Raw genomic sequence first — 19,792 nt, forward strand, 5'->3', positions numbered from 1 at the left:
GACAGACTTGTGTGGATCAAGGTTTTGTAACTTGCCCTGCGGGCGGGTGCGGCGAATCTTTTAGCTGCGTGACTTCTTATTCCCAATCATCCTATGTATACAACACCCCCTACTCTGAACCGCAATATTTTCGGTGTTCAGGGAGCGCACAAAGCGTATGCATTCCGGCTAATCCCGGCGACTGCACCATAGGTAATACTGCAAATTGTTCAGTAAATAATAACTGCAGCCCTATTACCTGCTACTCTCAATCCTCCTACTATTCCCAATCAGCTTACTACGCCCAATCAGCATATTACTCCCAATCAGCATACTATTCTCAAGCGTCATATGGCGGCGGTTATTCCCAAGCAGCTTACTACGCCCAGTCTGCATACTATTCTCAGGCAGCCTATGCGGGTTACTCTGAAGCATCCTACTATTCCCAAGCAGCCTACTATGCCCAGGCATCGTATGTCTCTGCTCCAACCGCTCCTTCAGGCGTGGCTGTGGACAATGGCACTTGCGGCCAATTGACCGTGACCTGGACTGATAATTCCAACAATGAGACCGGTTTTACAATATGGAGATCAACCACATCAGGCTCAGGGTATGGCCAGGTCGGCAGCGTAGGCCCTAATATTACGTCATTCCCAGACACCCCTCCTACCCCAGATATGACCTATTATTATGTGGTCCAGTCGGTCAATGCCGGAGGAAGCACCCAGTCAGTATTAGAAGCAAGCGCTTACGACAACCCGTGTGTTGCCAATTTATCCGGGACCGCCAAGGTCTTAACCCAGATCAACGGCGCAGCCTATTCTTCAAGCACTTCCATCAACGCCGGGGACGTGCTGACATACCAGATCACGATCATCAATTCCGGCAATGCCCCTGCTGATATCACTTTCATCTGCGACACCGTCTCTTCCAACCTGACCAATCTTCGGAACCTGACGGTTACAGGAACCGGCTCTTCGGGTTCAGGTTCTGCCATAGTATCCAACGGCGGCTGCGGAGCAGGCAGCTACAAGTTCAACGTTACAGGAGCCAAACAGCCCTCTCCTCCGGACCCCGGCAACTGGATAATTACCTATGATGCCACAGTCACCCCGGCCAGTGCTGATATCCAGGAAGTGGTGACCAACAGCTTTGTCATCCATTACAACAACAACGGAGCTAAAACCTTTGCAGGCTCCTCCCCGAGCATCCTCATCAATGCCTCAGCAGGCCAGGCCCCGAACTTCCATGAAGTGACGCCGTAGAACCTCGGTTTTGCAGGGGTTGACTTGTCCCTGATTACGGTTTATGATGACCACGTTTCCTTTAGTCGAGGGGAAGCTAATTAAAACATAGGGTGCTGAATAGGTTTCCCTTTGTTTGAAGGTTCATATAAAATGGGTAAGAAATTGTTTGTCGGAGGCCTGCCTTACACCACAACCAGCGACGATCTGAAGAATCATTTCGCCGCAGCGGGAAATGTGGTTACAGCGCAAGTCATTACCGACAAGTTCTCCGGCCGATCCAAAGGATTTGGATTCGTGGAGATGTCATCCGACGACGAAGCAGCCAAGGCGATTGAAATGTTCAACGGCACTGACTTCGGCGGACGCTCTTTGGCTGTAAACGAAGCAAGGCCAAAGACCGAAGGCGATCGCGGAGGCAGTCGCGGCGGATTCGGCGGCGGACGCGGCGGCAGTGACCGCGGCGGGTACGGCGGTGGCGGCGGTCGAAGAGACAGCTATTAAAAGCGAAAATGGAAAAAATCCCGGTTTGTCCGGGGTTTTTATTTTTATGTGAAAAATGTTATAATATTCATACAAAAGTATGAAAAAATCTGAATTAGTTTTCAATTTAATCTCGATCTTGTCGGATATTATTATGGTGCTATTGGCCGGGATCATTGCGTTTTATTTGCGCCTGCAGTTGGAAAGCTTGCGTCCGATCTTGTACGTTTTATCATTATCTTCATATCTGAAAGTTTTATTTCTCATCACCCCGGTGATTATTCTTTTAATGGCCTTGGCCGGGCTGTACAATCTTACGGGCACAAGACGGATATCATCTGAACTGCTGAAGATCATTTTGGTGATCTCTTCCGTGCTGTTAGTGGTGGTGATCTTATTTTTCTTTAATCAAAGCGTTTTTCCGTCCCGCCTGATCATCCTGCTGACGTGGATTTTGACGATAGTACTGATCAGTTTTGGCAGAATAATCTTGAGGCTTATCCAGATCCGTATGCTGAGGCGGGGTGTAGGTTTGCACCGCCTGGTGGTACTGGGGGCAGCTGACCAAACATACGAATTGGTAGTGGAAATTTCTTCGCGGCCCGAGCTGGGGTTTAGAATTGTCGGGAAACTTGATACCGGCCAATCGGTTGATGATCTGATCGACCGGTTGAGGCATATCAGAGAGAATTCCGGTATAGACGGGCTTTTGCAATCTGATCCGTTTTTGGACCAGGAGGTCGGACGTAAGATCCTGCAATTCTGCCGCGACTACGGCATCAGATTTAATTTCGTGCCGAACCTGTTCGAAACCTCTACGGCCAATATCGCTGTGGAAACTATTTCCGGCATTCCGGTCATCGCACTGAAGGGAACCCCGCTGGAGGGCTGGGGTATGGTTGTCAAAAGATTAGTTGATATAATAGTATCTTTGCTGGGCTTGATCATCTTAAGTCCTGTATTTTTGCTGGTGGCGGTCGCGATCAAACTTAACTCCAAAGGCCCGGTGTTTTTTCACCAGCTCAGAGCTGCGGGTTTGGGCGAATTTGAATTTTATAAATTCCGGTCAATGCATCATGAAATGAGCGAAGGGACAGAGTCGGGAGATAAACTTCGCGAAGAGCTGGAAAAGCACAATGCGCGCATCGGGCCGTACGTTAAGATCAAGAACGATCCGCGCGTGACTTCCGTCGGCAGATTCCTGCGCAAGACCAAGCTCGATGAGATGCCGGCGCTCTGGCATATCCTGCGCGGACAAATGAGCCTGGTGGGCCCCCGGGTTCACATGGTCAAAGAAGTTGACCATTTCCGGAATGAGTATAAGAAGTTGTTTATCATCAAGCCCGGAGCCACTGGACTTACCCAGATCACTCAAGCCACGGACAACCCGGAAATATCCTGGGAAGACGAGATCAAGTTGGACGAGTTTTACATAGAAAACTGGTCCATTTGGCTTGATCTGTATATCATCTTCAAAACTTTTTTAATTTTGCTTGGCCGTAAACCCAAGGTTGATTATTGATGAAGATAGCTCTAGTTCATGAATTTTTGAATCAGCTTGGCGGCGCGGAGAGAGTTCTGCAGAATTTTTTAGAAATCTGGCCGGAGGCAGAAGTGCATGTGATCTTGTATGACAGGGAAAAAACACAAGGCCAATTTGAGGGTTATAAAAAAAAGGTCTCCTGGCTGAATACTCTTCCGGGAGTAAAAAAACACCCGAGATTGTTCTTGCCGCTGATGCCGGGAGCGATTGAAAGTTTCAGCTTTGATGATTACGATCTGGTCTTGTCTGATTCGTCTTCGTTTGCCAAAGGGATACACACGGACAAATTGCACATATGCTATTGTCACGCGCCCACGCGATATCTCTGGACTGTTCGTGAATATATTGATAAACAAAAATATCCTAGATTTTTGAAGTTTTTGGGAAAAATTTATTTGAAGCGGCTGCGCAAATGGGATTTGAAAGCCGCCCAGCGGGCTGATTTTTTTATCGCCAATTCCGTAAATATCCAAGATCATATTAAGAAATTTTACCAGCGCGAATCGATCGTCATTCCGCCCCCGGTCGATACAGAAGTATTTTTTCCGGATGGGCCAAAGCAAGATTACTTTTTTACCGCCTCCAGACTTGAGCTCTATAAGAGAGTTGACGTGATTATTGAAGCATTTAATCACTTGGGCTGGCCTCTCAAGATCGCGGGGAGGGGTACGGACCTAAACAGACTAAAAGCTTTGGCCAAACCGAATGTTCAGTTCGTTGGCGCGGTTTCGGATGCCGATCTGAGCAAATTGTATTCTCAAGCCAAAGCGTTTGTGTTTGCGGCGGAGGAAGACGCCGGAATTATGGTGGTGGAAGCGCAAGCCTGCGGGACCCCGGTTATAGCTTTTGGAAAAGGAGGAGTTTTGGAAACAGTTAAACAGGGGATTACCGGAGAATTTTTTGATGAACAGACTGCCGGGTCTTTGGAGAAAGTTTTGAAAGATTTTAATCCCGCAAATTACGATCCGCAAGTCATCCGGGAACACGCAGAAAAGTATGACAAGAAAATCTTCCAGGAAAAGATCAGGAGTTTTGTGGAGGAAAAATACGGGGAATTTGCGAGGAGCAAAGCGACGAAGCAATCTAATCAGTAGAATAGACTGCCACGCGGCCTTTGGCCGCTCGCAGATTCGATATATTTATGAAAATAGGACTTGATTTGCGCATGGCCGGCGGGGGATCGGGGATCGACCGCTACATCACCGAACTGTCACATGAAATTTTGAGGCAAGATAAAACTAATCAATATGTTTTGTTTTTTAGGGGAGCCGATAAATCAGCTGAGTTCGCGCAATATAATCAAAAGATCGTCATCACAGATATCCCACACTATTCTTTTGCTGAACAACTTCGTCTTCCCGGAATTATAAATAAAGAAAATCTGGACTTGGTTCACTTTCCGCATTTCAATGTCCCGATCTTCTACCGCAGGCCGTTTATCGTGACTATCCATGACCTGACGCATACCTTGTTTCCCGGCAGAAAAAGATCTCATATTTTTCACCGTCTGGCATATAATATCGTTTTCCGAAATGCCCTTAAAAATTCAAAAAAGATCATAGCAGTTTCTAATGCCACAAAACAGGCGATCGTCGGGCGATTTCAAATCAATCCCGAAAAGATCCAGGTTATTTATGAAGGATTCAACCAGGCTTATAAAATGATGGATAAAATTGAGGCATTTGCCCAAGTATCGAAAAGTTTTGGCGTTACCAAACCGTATATATTGTATGCGGGCGTCTGGCGCAGGTATAAAAATCTGCCGATGCTGGCAAATGCTTTTGACAAATTGATCGACAAGGGTTTGGACATTGAGCTCGTGCTCGTAGGGGAGCAGGACCCGTTTTACCCTGAGATTAAGGACCAAATTTTTAACATTAAGAATCATACCCGCATCAAAGTTTTGGGAAGAGTAAGCGATGAAGATCTGGCAAAACTTTATAATGGGACTACTTTATTTGTTCTGCCGTCCCTGATCGAAGGATTTGGTTTAACTGCGCTTGAAGCCGCGGCGTGCGGGGTGCCTGTTGCCTGTTCGGATATTCCCACAATGCGGGAAATAATGGGGCAGGGCGCGGAATATTTTGACCCCAATAATCTGGATAACATGACGGAAGTGCTGTTAAATCTGCTTAACGACGCCAAAAGGCTGGAAGAACTGGCGAATTTGGCATTGGGCCGTTCCAAACACTTCAGCTGGAAGCAGGCAGCGGAGCAGACCATCAGCGTTTATGAAAAGTGCTATCTATAACTAATATGAAAATATTACTTGCAGGCGGCGGCTCTGGAGGCCCGGTAACACCGGTGCTTGCGGTCGCGCTTGAGATCAGAAAACTTAAGCCCAAAACCGAATTTTTATTTGTCGGAACAAAAAAAGGCCCGGAACGCGCCATGGTTGAGCCGACAGGCATCCCATTTGTTTCAATTCCTGCGGCCCGCTGGCGCAGGTTTTATAGCATAAAGAATTTATTCGCGCCTTTTGTTTTGCTGTCCGGATTTCTACACTCGCTTACAATTGTCCGCAAATTCCGTCCTGATGTCGTGTTTGCGGCCGGATCTTTCGTCAGCGTGCCGGTTTGCTGGGCCGCAAAACTCTACGGAGCCAAAATCGCAATTCATCAGCAGGATGCCCGTATCGGCTTGGCCAACAAACTTATAGCGCCCGTGTCTGACCAGATCACCACGGCTTTCGAGAAAACCAGCAAGGATTTTTATTCTGGGTCGGGATTGGGAAAAAATTTAAAGCCCGCGGCCCAATGGATCGGCAATCCTGTGCGGCCGGATCTGTTCAGTCATGCGGCTGATGCAAAAAAGTTTTTTAATCTTCACGAAAAATTGCCGGTACTTCTGGTCTTGGGCGGAGCGACAGGATCTGCGCAGATAAACCGGCTCCTCGGGGAAATTCTGCCCGATCTGGTCAAGGCGCACCAAGTTGTCCATCAGACTGGCGCCGGCAAAAATAATTTAGCTTTCTCGGATAAAAACTACCATCCCTTTGAATTAATTCCGTTCCCGGAATATGCGGCGATTTTAAAGCTGGCGCACATAGTCATTGCCCGCGCCGGCTTGTCCACCATTGCTGAACTCTCAGCACTTCGAAAAACTGCGATTATCATTCCCATGCCTAACACTCATCAGGAGGATAATGCTAGAATATTAGAAGAGGCGCACGCCGCAGTGGTCCTGACCGGCTCAGAGGCTACCGTTGAAAATTTGTTTCGCGTAGTCAACGGACTGAAATTCAACATAAAAAGAACCGAATTGCTGAGTAAAAATATTTCCGGTCTCATCCCTCCCGACGCCGCAATTAACCTGGCCAGGATCGTTATCAGAGAAGCCCATGCCGACAACTAGACCGACAATTGGGATTGCTTTATCAGGCGCTTCAGGCAGGGCGATTGCTCACATTGCCGTGCTGGAAGTTTTGCGGGAGAACGATATCCCTGTCGATATTCTGGTGGGCTGTTCGTCGGGCGCCATAATCGCCGCAAGTTTTGCCGTCGGGACAATGGAAACGCTCAAGACTTTCATGTACCAGCTGACCTTTCCCAAGATGCTGCGGATGTGGTCGGCAAGAAAAGCCAGGGGAGGGATCTTCCATCTGAGAACGGACAAAATGGACGAAACTTTGAACAGCATTACTCACAACCTTCGTTTTGAGGATATTGATTATCCGAAACTCGGATTTGTCGCAACCGACATCAACACCGGAAAATTGATCACCCTGAAACGCGGCAGCATCAACAAGGCTTTCAAGGCAAGCGTCGCAGTTCCCGGGCTTTTTGAACCAGTGATCTGGGAAAAAAAAGTTCTGGTTGACGGTGGACTCGTCAATATCGTGCCCACTCTTCCGGCAAAAGAGATGGGGGCAGATATCGTGATCGGGGTGAATTTGGCTGCGACAAAGTTCATTTATGAAAAAAAGATGCCGATCTGGCGCGGCTACCGATTCCTGACCCGGTTTACGGGTTTGCAGTTCATCAGGGAGAAGATCCTCCCAAAATTATCGCCGCGCCTGCTGTTCCGGATAGACAGCCAATCCGATATTTTGGAGCCGGAAGATATCGAAATTCCGGGCGTTATGTCGGTGTTGTCCAAGGCGATTGAGCACTCCTTCCGGATCGAAGAGCTGTGGGACGAATCCCATGTCGCATGCGACCTGATGCTTGAGCCTGTGGTCAAGCATTACGGCAAAACCGAATTCAACAGTTTGGAGAAGATCTACCATGAAGGCCGCAGATCCGCGCTGGCAGCGATCCCGGCAATAAAAAAGCTGATAAAAAATTATGATCCGGATAAGGCAAAAAAATATAAAACTGTATCCCTGGCCCATGACAATTGAACAGGCGAAAAATATTTATTGTTTGGGAATCGGCGGCATCGGGGTCTCGGGTTTGGCGCGGCTGCTTTTGAGCATGGGCAAGAATGTTTCCGGCTCTGATATCAAAGAATCGGAGATCACAAAAAATCTGGAAAAATTGGGAATCAAGATTTACATCGGCCAAAGCGAGCAGGATCTGGTTGCGGCAAACCCTGACCTGATAATATATTCGTCGGCTGTGGCTGACTTTCATTGGCCGGCAAGCATCGCCAAGCTTAGCCAAGCCCAAGCTGTGGGCGAATTAATGTCAGACAAGTACGGCATTGGTATTACCGGCACGAACGGCAAATCCACAACCTCGGCGATCCTGGGCCTGATCTTGGACTACGCCCAACTTGATCCGACTGTCTTGATCGGTTCCATGCTTTCTCCTAAGAACGAAACGGAGAAATTCAAGGCCAATGCCCGTTTGGGCGGGGGCAAACCCGCCCGACTGAACGATGTCAGTCGTTCGGGCGGGTACTTTGTTGCGGAATCGGATGAATATGCGCGCAAAATGCTGGAGAATAAGCCGAAAATGATCATTATCACGAATATTGCGGAAGATCATCTGGATTACTATAAAGGTCTGCAGGATATCAAGCAGGCTTTTTCGGAATACATCAGCTCTTTGCCTGACGACGGGATCCTGATCTACAATGCGGACGATCATAATACGGTTGAGATCTGCCAGCATGCGGCACGCCATAAATTTACTTTCGGCATTCATCATTATGCGGATCTGCAGGCTTTGAATCCCAGAACAGAGAGCGGAACCCAGATATTCGACCTGCATTTGGATGACGAAAAGATCGGGACATTTAAATTGCATGTCCCGGGTTTATTTAATATTTCCAATGCCTTGGGCGCTGTTCTGGCCGCAATTAAACTGGGAGTTAAAACTGAGGTCATACAAAAAACTTTGGAAGAATATGCCGGCATCTGGCGCCGGTTTGAGATCGTGGGCAAGCTTTCTGGCAAGCCCGTAATTTCCGATTATGCCCACCACCCGGCGGGAGTTGCTGCCACAATTGAGGCGGCTAAGCAGTTTTATCCCGGTAAAAAAGTTTTAGCGGTCTTCCAACCCCATCACCGCAACCGCACCCGTGAATTGTTCGGCGAATTTATTGAATCCCTGGTCATGGCTGATGAGCTGATCCTACCTGAGATCTTTGACGTGGCCGGCCGCGAGCATGGTGAAGATGTCAGTTCGTTCCAGTTGGCCGCGGAGTTGAAAAAAAGAGGCGTTACTGCGACCTTTGCGAAAGATTTGTCAAAAACGGAAAGCTTGATCCGTGAAAAGGCGAAAAATTTTGATGTTATTCTTTTGATGGGAGCAGGGGATATAGACAACTTGGCGAGGAAGCTGGTAAAATAAAATAGCATATGCTAGAGACTATAGAAAGACCTTCTGAAGAACTCGAAATTTCCGGTCCGGAAAAGACCCAGTCTTTTAGAGAACTTGAAATTACCCCTAAAATACAAAAGATCTTAGTAGAAAAATCCAAAAAATACGGCATTGATTTTTTTGATCTCGACGATCCTGTGCAGGAACCTTTAAGAAATTTGTATTTCAGCCTGCCCGGCCAGATCTCATCCGGCTCAAAGCATATTGATGACATAGATAATGAGATCGAAAAAGCAATAGAGCAAGTAAAAGCAGCCAAAGAAAAATCAGAAGAAGAGAAAAAATTTCTACATTAATGCAACCCATATGAATATTGCGATCAAAGCAACAAATTTGGACCTGACTCCCTCTATCAAAGAATATGTGGAAGAAAAAGTCGGCGCGTTAGACAAGTTTATCAGCGTTCTGGAAGGAAAGGTTGAACTTGAACGCGACCGCCACCACCACAGCGGAGAAGTTTTCCGCGCCGAGATCATGCTGGTAATGAGCGGCAAACTTATGCGGGCTGATGCCGAGGCAGAAGACATTTATGCCGCGGTTGATCTGGTCATACCGAAATTGAAAGAGCAGATCAGCAAGTTCAAGGATAAGAAAACTACTCTGTTCCGCCGCGGCGGACGCACTGCGAAGAAAAAAATATAAAAAAGTCCTTGACAAGCTTTGTAATTGCTTTACAATTAACTTGAAATAATTTTTCTGAAAATCTTTCACTGAATTGAACACGAAGAAAAATAACTTCAAGAAATTTTGGAAGCTTGGAGTCGAAGAGTATAATACTCAACCTTTTGACATCACGTCGGACGGGAAGCTGGTCGTCAAAGAAGGAAATTACCAGTACAATATTTTCGACCTTATAAAAAAATACGGTTCGCCTCTTGAAATTGTCTTTCCGTACATTCTGGAGAACCGCGTGCGGGACTTGATCGATATTTTTAACGCCTACATCAAGCTGCATGGCTACAAGGGCCGGTTTTATTACCACTACGCCATGAAGGTCAATCAGAACAAAGAGTTCGTCCTGCCGGTGGTGTCTGAAGGCGGGCACTTTGACGTGGCCTCAGTCAATGAACTATGGCTGGTCAAGCGAATGCTGGAACAGGAGAAGTTCAATCCCAAGATCAGAGTTATCTGCAACGGCCCGAAAAATGAGCCTTATATCAAGCTTATCGAGGAGCTGAAGGCCAAGGGCCTCACCGTGATCCCGATCATTGAGGATTATAAGGAGCTAGAGCGGCTGAAAAAATTCAAGGGAGAAACGGGGATCCGCGTCAATATGAATGTTAAGGTCAAATCCCACTGGGATAAAAGATTTAACCGTTACGGCTTCCATGAAGATGAGATCCTGAAGATTGGCAAGATCAGGAATTTAAGCGTTCTGCACTATCATATTTCCTCGCAGATCGAGCGGGTTGACGGTCTGGTCCACCCGTTCAAGCGCGCTCTGGAAATTTACAAGGAACTGAAAAAGACCAATCCGGGACTGGATACGATCGATATGGGCGGCGGCGCCGGCGTGCCATACGAGAAGAAAGGCAAGTTTTACTCGGCAAAGACCGCGATCAACCAGATCGTCCGCAGCGCCAAGAAATTCTGCGACAAAAATAATCTTAAACACCCGAACCTGATAGTGGAATGGGGCAGATACGTGGCCGCTCCCGCGCAAATTACAATTTATAAGATCATATCCGAAAAGCCCGTGGCCGAAGGCGCCAAGCGCAAATGGTACGTCATTGACGGCAGTTTTATGAACGACCTGCTGGATACCTGGGCGATCAAACAGAAATGGCATGTCACCCCGGTCAACTACATGAAATCAACCAAACTGCAGTCCGTTTGGTTTGCGGGTTCCTCCTGTGATTCTGACGACAAATATACCGCCGGGGGCGGCAATATTTTCATGCCACGGATGGAAGATCTGAACGGCGAGGAATTATATGTCGCGTTTTATGACTCAGGCGCATATCAGGATCCGCTGGCCTCACATCATTGCCTGCTTTCATCTCCGGCCAAGATCATTTGCCAGAACGGAGAAATCAAACTCGCCCGCCGCCGGGAAACTTCGGAAGAAGTCGGAAAACAATTCGGATGGTGAGGGAGGGCGCTCGGGCACGCTTCGAAAAGACGCAAAAATTTCATTAAAATTTTTGCTAAGTGCTCGGCCGTTGATACGGCCTCACAATTCTTTTGCAAAGCGTGCCCTCGCTAATCAATTAAAAATGTATATAATTAACTTAAATCTATGGGAACAATAAAAGATTTTATCAAACATCATTACCGCCATTTCAATTCGGCTGTTGTGATCGACGCGGCTGAGGCTTATGACAAACATTTAAAAAACGGCGGCAAGATGTTTTTGGCCATGGGCGGCGCTATGAGCACGGCTGAACTGGGATTGTCTTTGGCCGAAATGATACGCCAGAATAAGATCCACGCCGTCTCAACTTCCGCTAACAATCTTGAAGAAGATATTTTTAACTTAGTCGCGCACGATCACTATAAGCGCGTGCCTAATTACCGCGACCTTACCCCTGCCGATGAAGTGGATCTGCTGAACAACCATCTTAACCGCGTAACCGACACATGTATTCCTGAAGAGGAGGCAATGCGCCGGATCGAACGGCATGTTTTGAAATTCTGGCAGAAAGCCGATAAGGCCAATGAGCGGTACATGCCATATGAATATATGTATCAGCTGATCAAGAGCGGGGTTTTGAAGGAGTATTACCAGATCGATCCCAAAGATTCCTGGGTTTTGGCGGCATGCGAAAAAAATATTCCGATCTTTACACCCGGCTGGGAAGATTCAACTTTGGGCAATATTTTTGTGGCTAATGTGATACGAAAAGACGTATCTAATTTCCAGGTGGTGAAGTCAGGTATGGAACAAATGGCTTTTTTGATCGATTGGTATAAGGAAAATTCCAAAAATAGCTCAATCGGCTTTTTCCAGATCGGCGGCGGTATCGCCGGCGACTTTCCGATCTGCGTCGTACCTCTCATCCAGCAGGATCTCAAGGAAGACTGCAAGCTCTGGGGTTATTTTTGCCAGATATCGGATTCCACGACTTCTTACGGTTCATACTCCGGTGCCGTGCCAAACGAGAAAATCACTTGGGGAAAATTGGATGTAACTACGCCCAGATTTGTGATAGAGTCAGACGCTACAATTGTGGCGCCATTGATATTTGCATATGTACTTAATCAATAACGCCCCCGGCGCTGATGCGCCACCCCCTCTTAAATTAAGAGGGGGTGAATTAGCCAAAGCGTTAGCGGGGGAGTTATTTCCTTAGAATATGTTTGACCCCAAAAAGCCATATGAACCAAAGCCATTTTTGGACATCTTCAACCTCGGCATCAAACCCGAGGTTACTTTTGAGTCCTCAGATGCCGTTATCGTACCTTTCGGATATGAAGGCACTGTGACTTTTGGGCATGGCACAGACAAGGGACCAGCAGGATTGATCGAAGCTTCCCTCCAGGTCGAGACTTTTGACGACGAGTTGCTGGATGATGTACAGGATCACATCAGAATTTGGACAACGCAGCAGCCGGAACTGCCTAAGGAGCCAGAAGAAGCGTGCAAGTTTTTGAAAAGTATTGTTGAAAATATCATCGAGCAAAAGAAACTGCCGGTGGTTGTGGGTGGGGAACACAGCATCAGTTTTGGTTTTGCCCAGGCTTTGAACGAGCATTACAAAGATGTTTCGGTTCTGGTTTTTGATTCGCATTTGGATCTTGGCGACAGGTGGTCGCCGAAACCTTTTACTCATGCGGCTTGGCTAAAATATTCTCTGGATTTGCCGAATATTAAAAAAGCCACATTGGTCGGCATCCGGAATTTTAATAAACTTGAATATGAATTTTGGCAGAACCATCCCGAACGCGTGAAAGTTTTCCTGGCAAGGGACCGTAAGAACTGGAAGATCGACGAGATCGTCGATAGCTTAGGCGAAAATGTATATTTAAGTTTTGATATTGATGCTTTTGACGCGAGCATGATCCCGTCCACCGGGACGCCTGAACCCGGGGGACCTGCGTGGGACGAAATTCTGCCGATAATCAAAGCAGTAGCTCAGAAGAAAAATATCATAGGGATTGATCTGGTGGAATTGGCGCCGATAAAAGAACTTCAAGCGCCGGACTTCATGGCTGCCAAGCTTTTGATGAAAATGATCTTATACAAATTCAAGGCGAAAGCGCTGAAAGCATAAACTTTTGGAGGAAACTAAGATGGCGGATGAAACCACCCAATCCGCATCGGATTGGTCGCGCAATCAGATACTCTGGTATCTGAAATACGTGAAAGCCGAGTATTTTTTGCTTACCAACGAGAACGAGTCCCGGAAGTACGGGGATGCTCAAAAGGCCCTTGAAGCCGGAGATCCAACTCCCGCCAAAGAGCTGCTGATACGAGACCGCGAGATCTGGTTCAAATGGGGCGAGACCATGCCCATCACCTGCCCTCACAAGGAGAGCCAGAAGAAGGATATTGACGGACATATTCGGCAGTTTGACAACTGGCTTGAGGCATTAGGTTAGGACGCTTGTCTTAGCCTTTTCTTTTTGCAATTCTTCTTATTGACAAAATCATATAAAAGGGGTTATATCTTAATATCCGACAAACCCGAATGGGGGATAGCAACCATGGCAAATGAACGGATGCTTCGAGACCGTGTACCTCTTAGCGCAGAGGAGAGATCTGTCCTGGTGGGATGGCTGCGCTATCAGGCGAGCCAACGCGATTTAAATAAGCAATTTCTTGACTGCAGACTGATCGAAGAGAACGCCAAAATATTGGAGGAAGATGGCTTTGTAACCAATGTGATTATTGAGTTGATGGTTGCGGAGGCTAAAAAACTCAACCAATGGATTGAGAAATTTTCCCTGCCGAGATGATTTTTGTTTCGGCCTTTTCTTTTTGGCCGGAATTTAGTATAATAAAGCAGATTTTTATGTCTTTTTTATCCAATCTATTCTCATCTTCGAATGAAACGGTGGTCAGGCAGCTCGGCAAAAAAGTTGCCGAGATAAACTCGCTTGAAAAAGAATTTGAAGGCAAGTCGCAAAGCGACTTGCAAACTCTAACAGCTAAGTGGAAATCCGACTTGGCGCCTTTAGATTTGGAACAAACCAAAGAGTATCTCGGAAAGATATTGCCTGAGGCTTTTGCTTCCGTGCGTGAGGCGGCCAAAAGAACGATTGGCCAGAGGCATTATGACGTGCAACTTCTTGGCGGCATGGTTCTGCATCAAGGCTCAATAGCTGAAATGCGAACCGGTGAAGGAAAAACCCTGGTTGCGACCCTGCCTTTATATTTGAACGCTTTGGCCGGACGCGGCGCGCATCTGATCACAGTTAACGATTACCTGGCCCGCTGGCAGGCATCGTGGATGGGCCAGATCTACCATTATTTGGGATTATCCGTGGCCTCAATTCAGCATGAGCAGGCATTTTTGTATGATCCGGGTTATGCCCCGGAAGAGGAAGAGATCAAGCAGATCGAATCCAAGGTCCAGGGTTTGGTTTTGGATGTCAAACACATGCGGCCTATTCCGAGGCGCCAGGCGTATGCTTCGGACATCACCTACGGCACGAATAATGAATACGGATTTGATTATTTGCGCGATAATATGGTTTGGGACAAGAACCAGATGGTTCAGCGGGACCTGTTTTATGCCATTGTGGACGAGGTTGATTCCATTTTGATAGACGAGGCGCGCACGCCTTTGATAATCTCTGCGCCCGATACGGACCCGACCGATAAATACCTGGAATTTGCCAGGGCTGCGAATAAACTTGTCAAAGATGAGGATTATACAGTAGATGAAAAACACAAGGCTGTGATGATAAATGACAAAGGGATTTCCAGCCTTGAAAAAATTTTGAATGTTCCAAATCTTTACAATGATGTTGCGCTCGTGCATCACAACGAAAACGCTTTGCGCGCCAAAGAGCTTTTCAAAAGGGACCAGCAGTATGTGGTCAAAAGCGGTGAAATAATCATTGTAGACGAGTTTACCGGCCGCATGATGTACGGCCGCAGATATTCCGAGGGTCTGCACCAGGCGATCGAAGCCAAAGAAGCCGCGGTTTACCGCCAGCCTGTGAAGATCCAGCAGGAAAGCAAGACCTTGGCCACAATTACGTTCCAAAATCTGTTCCGTTTATATCACAAACTGGCGGGCATGACCGGTACTGCAGAAACTGAAGCTGAGGAGTTCCACAAAATTTACACTTTAGAAGTGGTGCAGATCCCGACCAACCAGCCCATGGTCAGAAAAGATTCGCCGGATCAGGTTTATAAGAACGTGGAAGGAAAATTCACCGCGCTTATCAGAACTATTAAAGAACTGCATGAAAAGGGCCGGCCGATGCTGATCGGTACGATCTCAATTGAGAAGAACGAGATGATGTCCGAGCTTCTAACCCAGGCGGGAGTGCCGCACGAAACCCTGAATGCAAAAAATAACGACCGCGAGGCGCATATTATCGCGCAGGCGGGGCGCTTGGGCGCAGTCACCCTGGCCACGAACATTGCAGGAAGAGGAGTTGACATTATTTTGGGCGGAAGCATTCCGGATCCTGTTGAGCAGGAAAAAGTGAAAGAACTCGGCGGCCTGTTTGTCATCGGTACTGAGCGCCATGAATCGCGCCGTATTGATAACCAGCTGCGCGGACGCGCAGGGAGGCAGGGAGATCCCGGTGCTTCGCAATTTTTTCTTTCTTTGGAAGACGACCTGATGCGCTTGTTCGGCGGCGAGCGGGTGCAGAAAATGATGGAAACTCTGGGCATTCCGGATGACCAGCCCATAGAACATGGGATTATTTCCAAATCCATTGAATCGGCCCAGCGCAAGATCGAAGGGTTGAACTTTGACACCCGCAAACATGTTTTGGAATACGACGATGTCATGAACAAGCAGCGGACAGTGATCTACGGCAAGCGAAAAGAAATTTTGGATCGCACGGAACCTTTATCTGAAGATATTCTGGGCATGATAGAAAAAGAAATTACGAACGTTGTTAATTTCGCATTGGCGCAGGAAGATGTGAATTTAGAGGAGCTGCATAAAGAAATTTCGGGATTTTTGCCGCTGCAGCAAACGGACATCATTGATTCGCATGATGCGATCGAACTGGTCAATCACTTTGTAGAAATCGCAGAGCGCGAATACAAAGCCAAAGAACAGAAGGTCGGACGCGAAGTTCTGAACAATATGGAAAAATTGGTGTACCTGCGTTCAATTGATACTCTGTGGCAGGAACATTTGGATACAGTGGAGCATTTGCGCGATTCGGTCAGACTCCGCGGTTATGGCCAGAGAGATCCATTGCAGGAATTCAAAAATGAGGGCTATCAGATTTTCCAAAGGTTGCTGGAAGAGATCAATAAGCAAATTGTTTTTACTATTTTCAGAATTGATGTCGTGCCACAGCAGGCGCCGGTGATCCGGCTAGATCCTTCGCAAAAAGAAATCGGGCGCAACGACCCTTGTCCATGCGGAAGCGGCAAAAAATGGAAAAAATGCGGCCTTTTAAACACGCCCGAGCATCAAAGATTGATGGCGCAAAAGACATAAAAAAAGAGCCCTTCTCAAGTTGAGTCGGGCTTTGCAAGCAGGGCTCCGCACCATGGGCAAAACGGCGCGTCCCAGCTGGCTCGGACAGCGGGAGTCGGAAAAAATCCGTTATGCTCCGGTTCGCGGCACGAAGCTTTGATTTCCTCCGGGGTCAAACCGAATACTGCCTTGAACTTTTCTCGGTCTAAGAATGCATTCGGCTCTCCGCATTCCTCGCAAAACGGGGAAATACTTCCATCAACGATCTGATGTCCGCATTTGATGCAGACTGCCAGATCCTTCCGGAAGTGGCGCTTAGTTTCGCCTAAAGGATCGTCTATCTGCGTCATTTATTATTCCTCCTCAACTAAAGAGTTTATCAAAGAATCATAAACAAGTCAACAGGTTTTTATGAAAAACAAAACAATATTTTTGATTATTGGATTGCTGGCGCTTGTGTTTCTGATCTCGCAAAGTCACATCAAATCACCAAAAGCGATAATTACAGGTGAAAACTATGACACAAGCATCAAAACTATTCCCGGCGAACCGATAAAAGTAGATCACGTCATTGACGGGGATACAATAGTTTTTATCAACGGCGATCATTTGCGGTATGTGGGCGTGGACACGCCCGAAGAGTTTGACCAGCGAAAACCCGTGCAATGTTTTGCCAAACAAGCTGCGGAAAAAAATAAAGAACTGGTGGAAGGCAAAACGATCAAGTTCTACAAAGATGTTGATGATATGGACCAGTACGGCCGGTGGCTGGGATTCGTATATCTTGAGGACGGAACATTTGTGAATATGGAATTGGTCAAACAGGGTTACGCCTTTGCATATCCGTATCCTCCTGATGTTTCCAAATCGGAAGAGTTTGCCGCTGCGGAATCTTATGCAAGGACCAATAAATTGGGGTTGTGGAACGGCCAATGCACAATCTCAAAGCTGTCCACAGGCCGCGAGCAGACGAATCCTGCGCAATAGTGTATAATTAATCCAACAACTGAATATATATCAAGAGTGGCGGTGAAAGCTCTGGCTTTATGACCCGCCCGGCAACCCTCAACAAGAGAAGGTGCCAATTCCAGCCTCTAACGAGGAAAGATAATAAAAAAACTTTCCTTCCGGAAGGTTTTTTTGTAAAAAAAGAAGCCTCGCTAGCGCGGGCTTGGTTTGAGGGGCACAGGGTCAACCAGTTGTTTTACGCAGTTGATCGCTGCTCCGTACTCGGCAAAAATTTCCTTAGGCAGCGCCTTGACCTTTTTTTTCAGGTCTTCCTGAACCGCTTGAGAGTTGGCGACGAAGACCAAAGGCTTGTGCATGTTCGCGAACACCGATTTGGTCTGGATCATGAACTCGCACGTATCCCGTTCAAACCGTTCCAGATGGGTCAGGTCGAACACAACAATGTTGAGCTTTTGGATAAAGCCAGGACGAAGCCCGAAGGTCAGCAGACCGATCTCTTGTTCGCTCATGGATTCGCCGATAATGATCTTGAGCATGCGAGCCTTAGGCCAGTCGCCGTTGTTCACTGAAATCGACATAGGGGCTCCTTGGGGAAATCGCAATTCCTCCTTGCGATATTCAAGCAGTTTAGCGTTTAATCAACACTACGTCAATGCTTAAAACAGCCGAATTTGTCAGTCCCAAACACCCGGATAAAGTCTGCGATTTCATCGCAGATTCGATTTTGGACGCGTATCTTAAAGATGACAAGGAAAGCCGGGTGGCGATCGAGGTCATGGGCGGTCATAAATTGATCACGATAAACGGGGAAGTCACTTCGCTGTCAAAACCAGATCTTGAAAAATTGGTGCAAAATATTGTCGGCCTTGATTACAGGATCATCATCAATTTAACAATGCAAAGCGCGCAGATCGCCCAAGGAGTCGACATTGGAGGAGCAGGCGACCAAGGTATTATGAAAGGGTATGCTACTAGCGAAACTCCGGCATACCTCCCGCTTGAATTCACTCTGGCCAGGGATCTTTGTAAAAAAATTTACGAAGTGTATCCGTATGACGGGAAAACGCAAGTGACGATCGAAAATGGGAATGTGGTCACCGTTGTGGCCAGTTTTCAAAATACAAAAAATGTCGAACTTTTAAAACTTGTGCGGAATAATATGGAAGCCCGCGAGTATTTGATAAACCCGGCAGGAGAATGGACGCAAGGCGGATTCGATGCAGATACGGGTCTTTCAGGCAGAAAACTGATCATTGATAATTATGGGCCTGAGATACCAATCGGAGGAGGATCGTTTTCCGGCAAGGATTATACAAAAGTAGACAGGTCGGGCGCATATATGGCGCGCAAGATCGCTGTAGAGCTTATAAAGGATCGGAAAGCCAAGGAGGTTTATACTAAACTGGCATATGCTATAGGCAAAAGAGAGCCTGTCATGGCAGTGGCTATTATAGACGGCAAGGAAGAAGGAATTGTGGGCTTTGACCTGAGTCCTACCGGGATACGCCAATATCTTAAATTAGACCAAGTAAAATTTGCCGATACGGCTACATGGGGCCATTTCGGACGAGGGTTTCCTTGGGATAAATAAATGGTATTATAATGACATGATCCGGAAACGAGGCAGCATCTATGTCATCCTTTCAAAAAAGACGCACAAGGTGCTGGGAAAATTCAAGACCAGGAAAGCCGCTCTTGCGCGATTGCGCCAGATTGAATTTTTTAAACATTTCAAGAAATAGAATAAAAAACTGGAGGACCTTATGGATAGGACCGCAAGGCGCGCGTTTCGGATCCTCGGCATCGTTCTGCTGGCGCTCGGGCTGACAGACATTCTGCGGGCGCTGATCGCGCACAGCTTGGGATTCTCCACGCCGGAGTACGATGTCGCGGTAATGCTCATAGTCGCAGGGTTGTTCATGCTGAACTGGAAGAAAGAGGCGGCTATGACGGCGATCATGTTGCTCGCAGGCGCCTATCTGCTGACGGGAACTGTTTGGCCGAAGCTCAACTGGTCGGTTGTCATTCTATCAACAATATTTCTGATCCTGATGTTCTCTGACCGCTACGACGTCTGGGATTCGGACCAGAGGATCGGTCGGATGAACAATCCCCCGCAAGCCGATCCCGATCGTGACGGAATATACTCGGAATATCCCGGATCGCAATAATCAGGAGGTAGTCATGATCCTAAGACTTCTCCGATGGGTCAGTTTAACGATTTTTGACCGCGACAGATCGCAT

22 protein-coding genes and 1 riboswitch are annotated in these 19,792 nt (G+C 47.3%); of the genes, 20 read left to right on the forward strand and 2 right to left on the reverse strand.

Annotated elements, in window-relative coordinates; genetic code table 11:
- Positions 1–11: 11 nt before the first annotated feature.
- From WDN47_00465 to secA, 16 genes are all read left to right on the forward strand, one after another.
- A complete protein-coding gene (locus WDN47_00465) occupies positions 12–1,244 on the forward strand; it encodes a fibronectin type III domain-containing protein (GenBank protein ID MEJ0021039.1) in 1,233 nt (410 codons plus the stop codon).
- A gap of 132 nt (positions 1,245–1,376) precedes the next feature.
- A complete protein-coding gene (locus WDN47_00470) occupies positions 1,377–1,727 on the forward strand; it encodes an RNA-binding protein (GenBank protein MEJ0021040.1) in 351 nt (116 codons plus the stop codon).
- 79 nt (positions 1,728–1,806) lie between these two features.
- The gene (locus WDN47_00475; protein MEJ0021041.1) at positions 1,807–3,228 is read left to right on the forward strand and encodes a sugar transferase; all 1,422 of its coding nucleotides are present in this window, start codon (positions 1,807–1,809) and stop codon (positions 3,226–3,228) included.
- Complete coding sequence (locus tag WDN47_00480; protein MEJ0021042.1) at positions 3,228–4,343, forward strand: glycosyltransferase; 1,116 nt, start codon at positions 3,228–3,230, stop codon at positions 4,341–4,343. Before WDN47_00475 ends, WDN47_00480 begins: the two co-directional genes overlap by 1 nt.
- Before the next feature lie 47 nt (positions 4,344–4,390).
- Entirely contained in the window at positions 4,391–5,500 is a 1,110-nt protein-coding gene (locus WDN47_00485; protein ID MEJ0021043.1) for a glycosyltransferase family 1 protein, read from the forward strand.
- A gap of 5 nt (positions 5,501–5,505) precedes the next feature.
- Positions 5,506–6,603: a UDP-N-acetylglucosamine--N-acetylmuramyl-(pentapeptide) pyrophosphoryl-undecaprenol N-acetylglucosamine transferase gene (locus WDN47_00490; protein MEJ0021044.1), complete on the forward strand. Its 1,098-nt coding sequence runs from the start codon at positions 5,506–5,508 to the stop codon at positions 6,601–6,603.
- The gene (locus WDN47_00495) at positions 6,590–7,591 is read left to right on the forward strand and encodes a patatin-like phospholipase family protein (protein MEJ0021045.1); all 1,002 of its coding nucleotides are present in this window, start codon (positions 6,590–6,592) and stop codon (positions 7,589–7,591) included. The genes WDN47_00490 and WDN47_00495 overlap by 14 nt, the downstream gene beginning before the upstream one ends.
- A complete protein-coding gene (gene murC, locus WDN47_00500; protein ID MEJ0021046.1) occupies positions 7,581–8,987 on the forward strand; it encodes a UDP-N-acetylmuramate--L-alanine ligase in 1,407 nt (468 codons plus the stop codon). The genes WDN47_00495 and murC overlap by 11 nt, the downstream gene beginning before the upstream one ends.
- 8 nt (positions 8,988–8,995) lie before the next feature.
- A complete protein-coding gene (locus tag WDN47_00505; GenBank protein MEJ0021047.1) occupies positions 8,996–9,313 on the forward strand; it encodes a hypothetical protein in 318 nt (105 codons plus the stop codon).
- Between the two features lie 10 nt (positions 9,314–9,323).
- Positions 9,324–9,659, forward strand: coding sequence for a ribosome-associated translation inhibitor RaiA (gene raiA, locus WDN47_00510; protein MEJ0021048.1), 336 nt, complete (start codon positions 9,324–9,326; stop codon positions 9,657–9,659).
- 73 nt (positions 9,660–9,732) lie between these two features.
- On the forward strand, positions 9,733–11,109 hold the full coding sequence (locus tag WDN47_00515) for a hypothetical protein (GenBank protein MEJ0021049.1): 1,377 nt from the start codon (positions 9,733–9,735) through the stop codon (positions 11,107–11,109).
- A gap of 147 nt (positions 11,110–11,256) precedes the next feature.
- Entirely contained in the window at positions 11,257–12,225 is a 969-nt protein-coding gene (locus WDN47_00520) for a deoxyhypusine synthase family protein (protein ID MEJ0021050.1), read from the forward strand.
- 88 nt (positions 12,226–12,313) lie between these two features.
- Complete coding sequence (gene speB / locus WDN47_00525; protein MEJ0021051.1) at positions 12,314–13,231, forward strand: agmatinase; 918 nt, start codon at positions 12,314–12,316, stop codon at positions 13,229–13,231.
- 19 nt (positions 13,232–13,250) lie between these two features.
- Positions 13,251–13,559, forward strand: a complete 309-nt coding sequence (locus WDN47_00530; protein ID MEJ0021052.1) for a hypothetical protein — start codon at positions 13,251–13,253, stop codon at positions 13,557–13,559.
- A 105-nt stretch (positions 13,560–13,664) separates the two neighbouring features.
- The gene (locus WDN47_00535; protein MEJ0021053.1) at positions 13,665–13,916 is read left to right on the forward strand and encodes a hypothetical protein; all 252 of its coding nucleotides are present in this window, start codon (positions 13,665–13,667) and stop codon (positions 13,914–13,916) included.
- Positions 13,917–13,972: 56 nt separating this feature from the next.
- Positions 13,973–16,600, forward strand: a complete 2,628-nt coding sequence (secA, locus tag WDN47_00540; GenBank protein MEJ0021054.1) for a preprotein translocase subunit SecA — start codon at positions 13,973–13,975, stop codon at positions 16,598–16,600.
- Positions 16,601–16,614: 14 nt separating this feature from the next.
- Here secA and WDN47_00545 read toward each other — a convergent pair whose 3' ends face one another.
- Positions 16,615–16,929 carry a hypothetical protein gene (locus WDN47_00545; GenBank protein MEJ0021055.1) on the reverse strand — a complete coding sequence of 105 codons (315 nt, stop codon included), beginning with the start codon at positions 16,927–16,929 and terminating at the stop codon, positions 16,615–16,617.
- A gap of 61 nt (positions 16,930–16,990) precedes the next feature.
- Between WDN47_00545 and WDN47_00550 the strand changes: the two genes are divergently transcribed.
- A complete protein-coding gene (locus WDN47_00550; GenBank protein MEJ0021056.1) occupies positions 16,991–17,566 on the forward strand; it encodes a thermonuclease family protein in 576 nt (191 codons plus the stop codon).
- Positions 17,567–17,590: 24 nt separating this feature from the next.
- Positions 17,591–17,692: riboswitch (SAM riboswitch) on the forward strand.
- 47 nt (positions 17,693–17,739) lie between these two features.
- Here the strand turns inward: WDN47_00550 and WDN47_00555 are convergent.
- Positions 17,740–18,126: a hypothetical protein gene (locus WDN47_00555; protein ID MEJ0021057.1), complete on the reverse strand. Its 387-nt coding sequence runs from the start codon at positions 18,124–18,126 to the stop codon at positions 17,740–17,742.
- 74 nt (positions 18,127–18,200) lie between these two features.
- Here WDN47_00555 and WDN47_00560 point away from each other — a divergent pair, with 74 nt between their 5' ends.
- From WDN47_00560 to WDN47_00570, 3 genes are read left to right on the forward strand one after another with little or no spacing between them, the layout of a single operon-like run.
- Complete coding sequence (locus WDN47_00560; GenBank protein ID MEJ0021058.1) at positions 18,201–19,139, forward strand: methionine adenosyltransferase domain-containing protein; 939 nt, start codon at positions 18,201–18,203, stop codon at positions 19,137–19,139.
- A gap of 16 nt (positions 19,140–19,155) precedes the next feature.
- Positions 19,156–19,290: a hypothetical protein gene (locus tag WDN47_00565; protein ID MEJ0021059.1), complete on the forward strand. Its 135-nt coding sequence runs from the start codon at positions 19,156–19,158 to the stop codon at positions 19,288–19,290.
- A gap of 21 nt (positions 19,291–19,311) precedes the next feature.
- A complete protein-coding gene (locus tag WDN47_00570) occupies positions 19,312–19,719 on the forward strand; it encodes a hypothetical protein (protein ID MEJ0021060.1) in 408 nt (135 codons plus the stop codon).
- Positions 19,720–19,792 lie beyond the last annotated feature (73 nt).

The sequence above is a fragment of the Candidatus Doudnabacteria bacterium genome, from assembly GCA_037200925.1.
GTDB lineage: Bacteria > Patescibacteriota > Doudnabacteria > UBA920 > O2-02-FULL-48-8 > JBDTSL01.

Bases quoted from the DNA above. Each gene is read 5' to 3' on its own strand.
- WDN47_00470 (MEJ0021040.1), top strand. From the start codon at position 1,377: ATGGGTAAGAAATTGTTTGTCGGAGGCCTGCCTTACACCACAACCAGC.
- WDN47_00475 (MEJ0021041.1), top strand. From the start codon at position 1,807: ATGAAAAAATCTGAATTAGTTTTCAATTTAATCTCGATCTTGTCGGAT.
- WDN47_00480 (MEJ0021042.1), top strand. From the start codon at position 3,228: ATGAAGATAGCTCTAGTTCATGAATTTTTGAATCAGCTTGGCGGCGCG.
- WDN47_00485 (MEJ0021043.1), top strand. From the start codon at position 4,391: ATGAAAATAGGACTTGATTTGCGCATGGCCGGCGGGGGATCGGGGATC.
- WDN47_00490 (MEJ0021044.1), top strand. From the start codon at position 5,506: ATGAAAATATTACTTGCAGGCGGCGGCTCTGGAGGCCCGGTAACACCG.
- WDN47_00495 (MEJ0021045.1), top strand. From the start codon at position 6,590: ATGCCGACAACTAGACCGACAATTGGGATTGCTTTATCAGGCGCTTCA.
- murC (MEJ0021046.1), top strand. From the start codon at position 7,581: ATGACAATTGAACAGGCGAAAAATATTTATTGTTTGGGAATCGGCGGC.
- WDN47_00505 (MEJ0021047.1), top strand. From the start codon at position 8,996: ATGCTAGAGACTATAGAAAGACCTTCTGAAGAACTCGAAATTTCCGGT.
- raiA (MEJ0021048.1), top strand. From the start codon at position 9,324: ATGAATATTGCGATCAAAGCAACAAATTTGGACCTGACTCCCTCTATC.
- WDN47_00520 (MEJ0021050.1), top strand. From the start codon at position 11,257: ATGGGAACAATAAAAGATTTTATCAAACATCATTACCGCCATTTCAAT.
- speB (MEJ0021051.1), top strand. From the start codon at position 12,314: ATGTTTGACCCCAAAAAGCCATATGAACCAAAGCCATTTTTGGACATC.
- WDN47_00530 (MEJ0021052.1), top strand. From the start codon at position 13,251: ATGGCGGATGAAACCACCCAATCCGCATCGGATTGGTCGCGCAATCAG.
- WDN47_00535 (MEJ0021053.1), top strand. From the start codon at position 13,665: ATGGCAAATGAACGGATGCTTCGAGACCGTGTACCTCTTAGCGCAGAG.
- secA (MEJ0021054.1), top strand. From the start codon at position 13,973: ATGTCTTTTTTATCCAATCTATTCTCATCTTCGAATGAAACGGTGGTC.
- WDN47_00545 (MEJ0021055.1), bottom strand. From the start codon at position 16,929: ATGACGCAGATAGACGATCCTTTAGGCGAAACTAAGCGCCACTTCCGG.
- WDN47_00550 (MEJ0021056.1), top strand. From the start codon at position 16,991: ATGAAAAACAAAACAATATTTTTGATTATTGGATTGCTGGCGCTTGTG.
- WDN47_00555 (MEJ0021057.1), bottom strand. From the start codon at position 18,126: ATGTCGATTTCAGTGAACAACGGCGACTGGCCTAAGGCTCGCATGCTC.
- WDN47_00560 (MEJ0021058.1), top strand. From the start codon at position 18,201: ATGCTTAAAACAGCCGAATTTGTCAGTCCCAAACACCCGGATAAAGTC.
- WDN47_00565 (MEJ0021059.1), top strand. From the start codon at position 19,156: ATGATCCGGAAACGAGGCAGCATCTATGTCATCCTTTCAAAAAAGACG.
- WDN47_00570 (MEJ0021060.1), top strand. From the start codon at position 19,312: ATGGATAGGACCGCAAGGCGCGCGTTTCGGATCCTCGGCATCGTTCTG.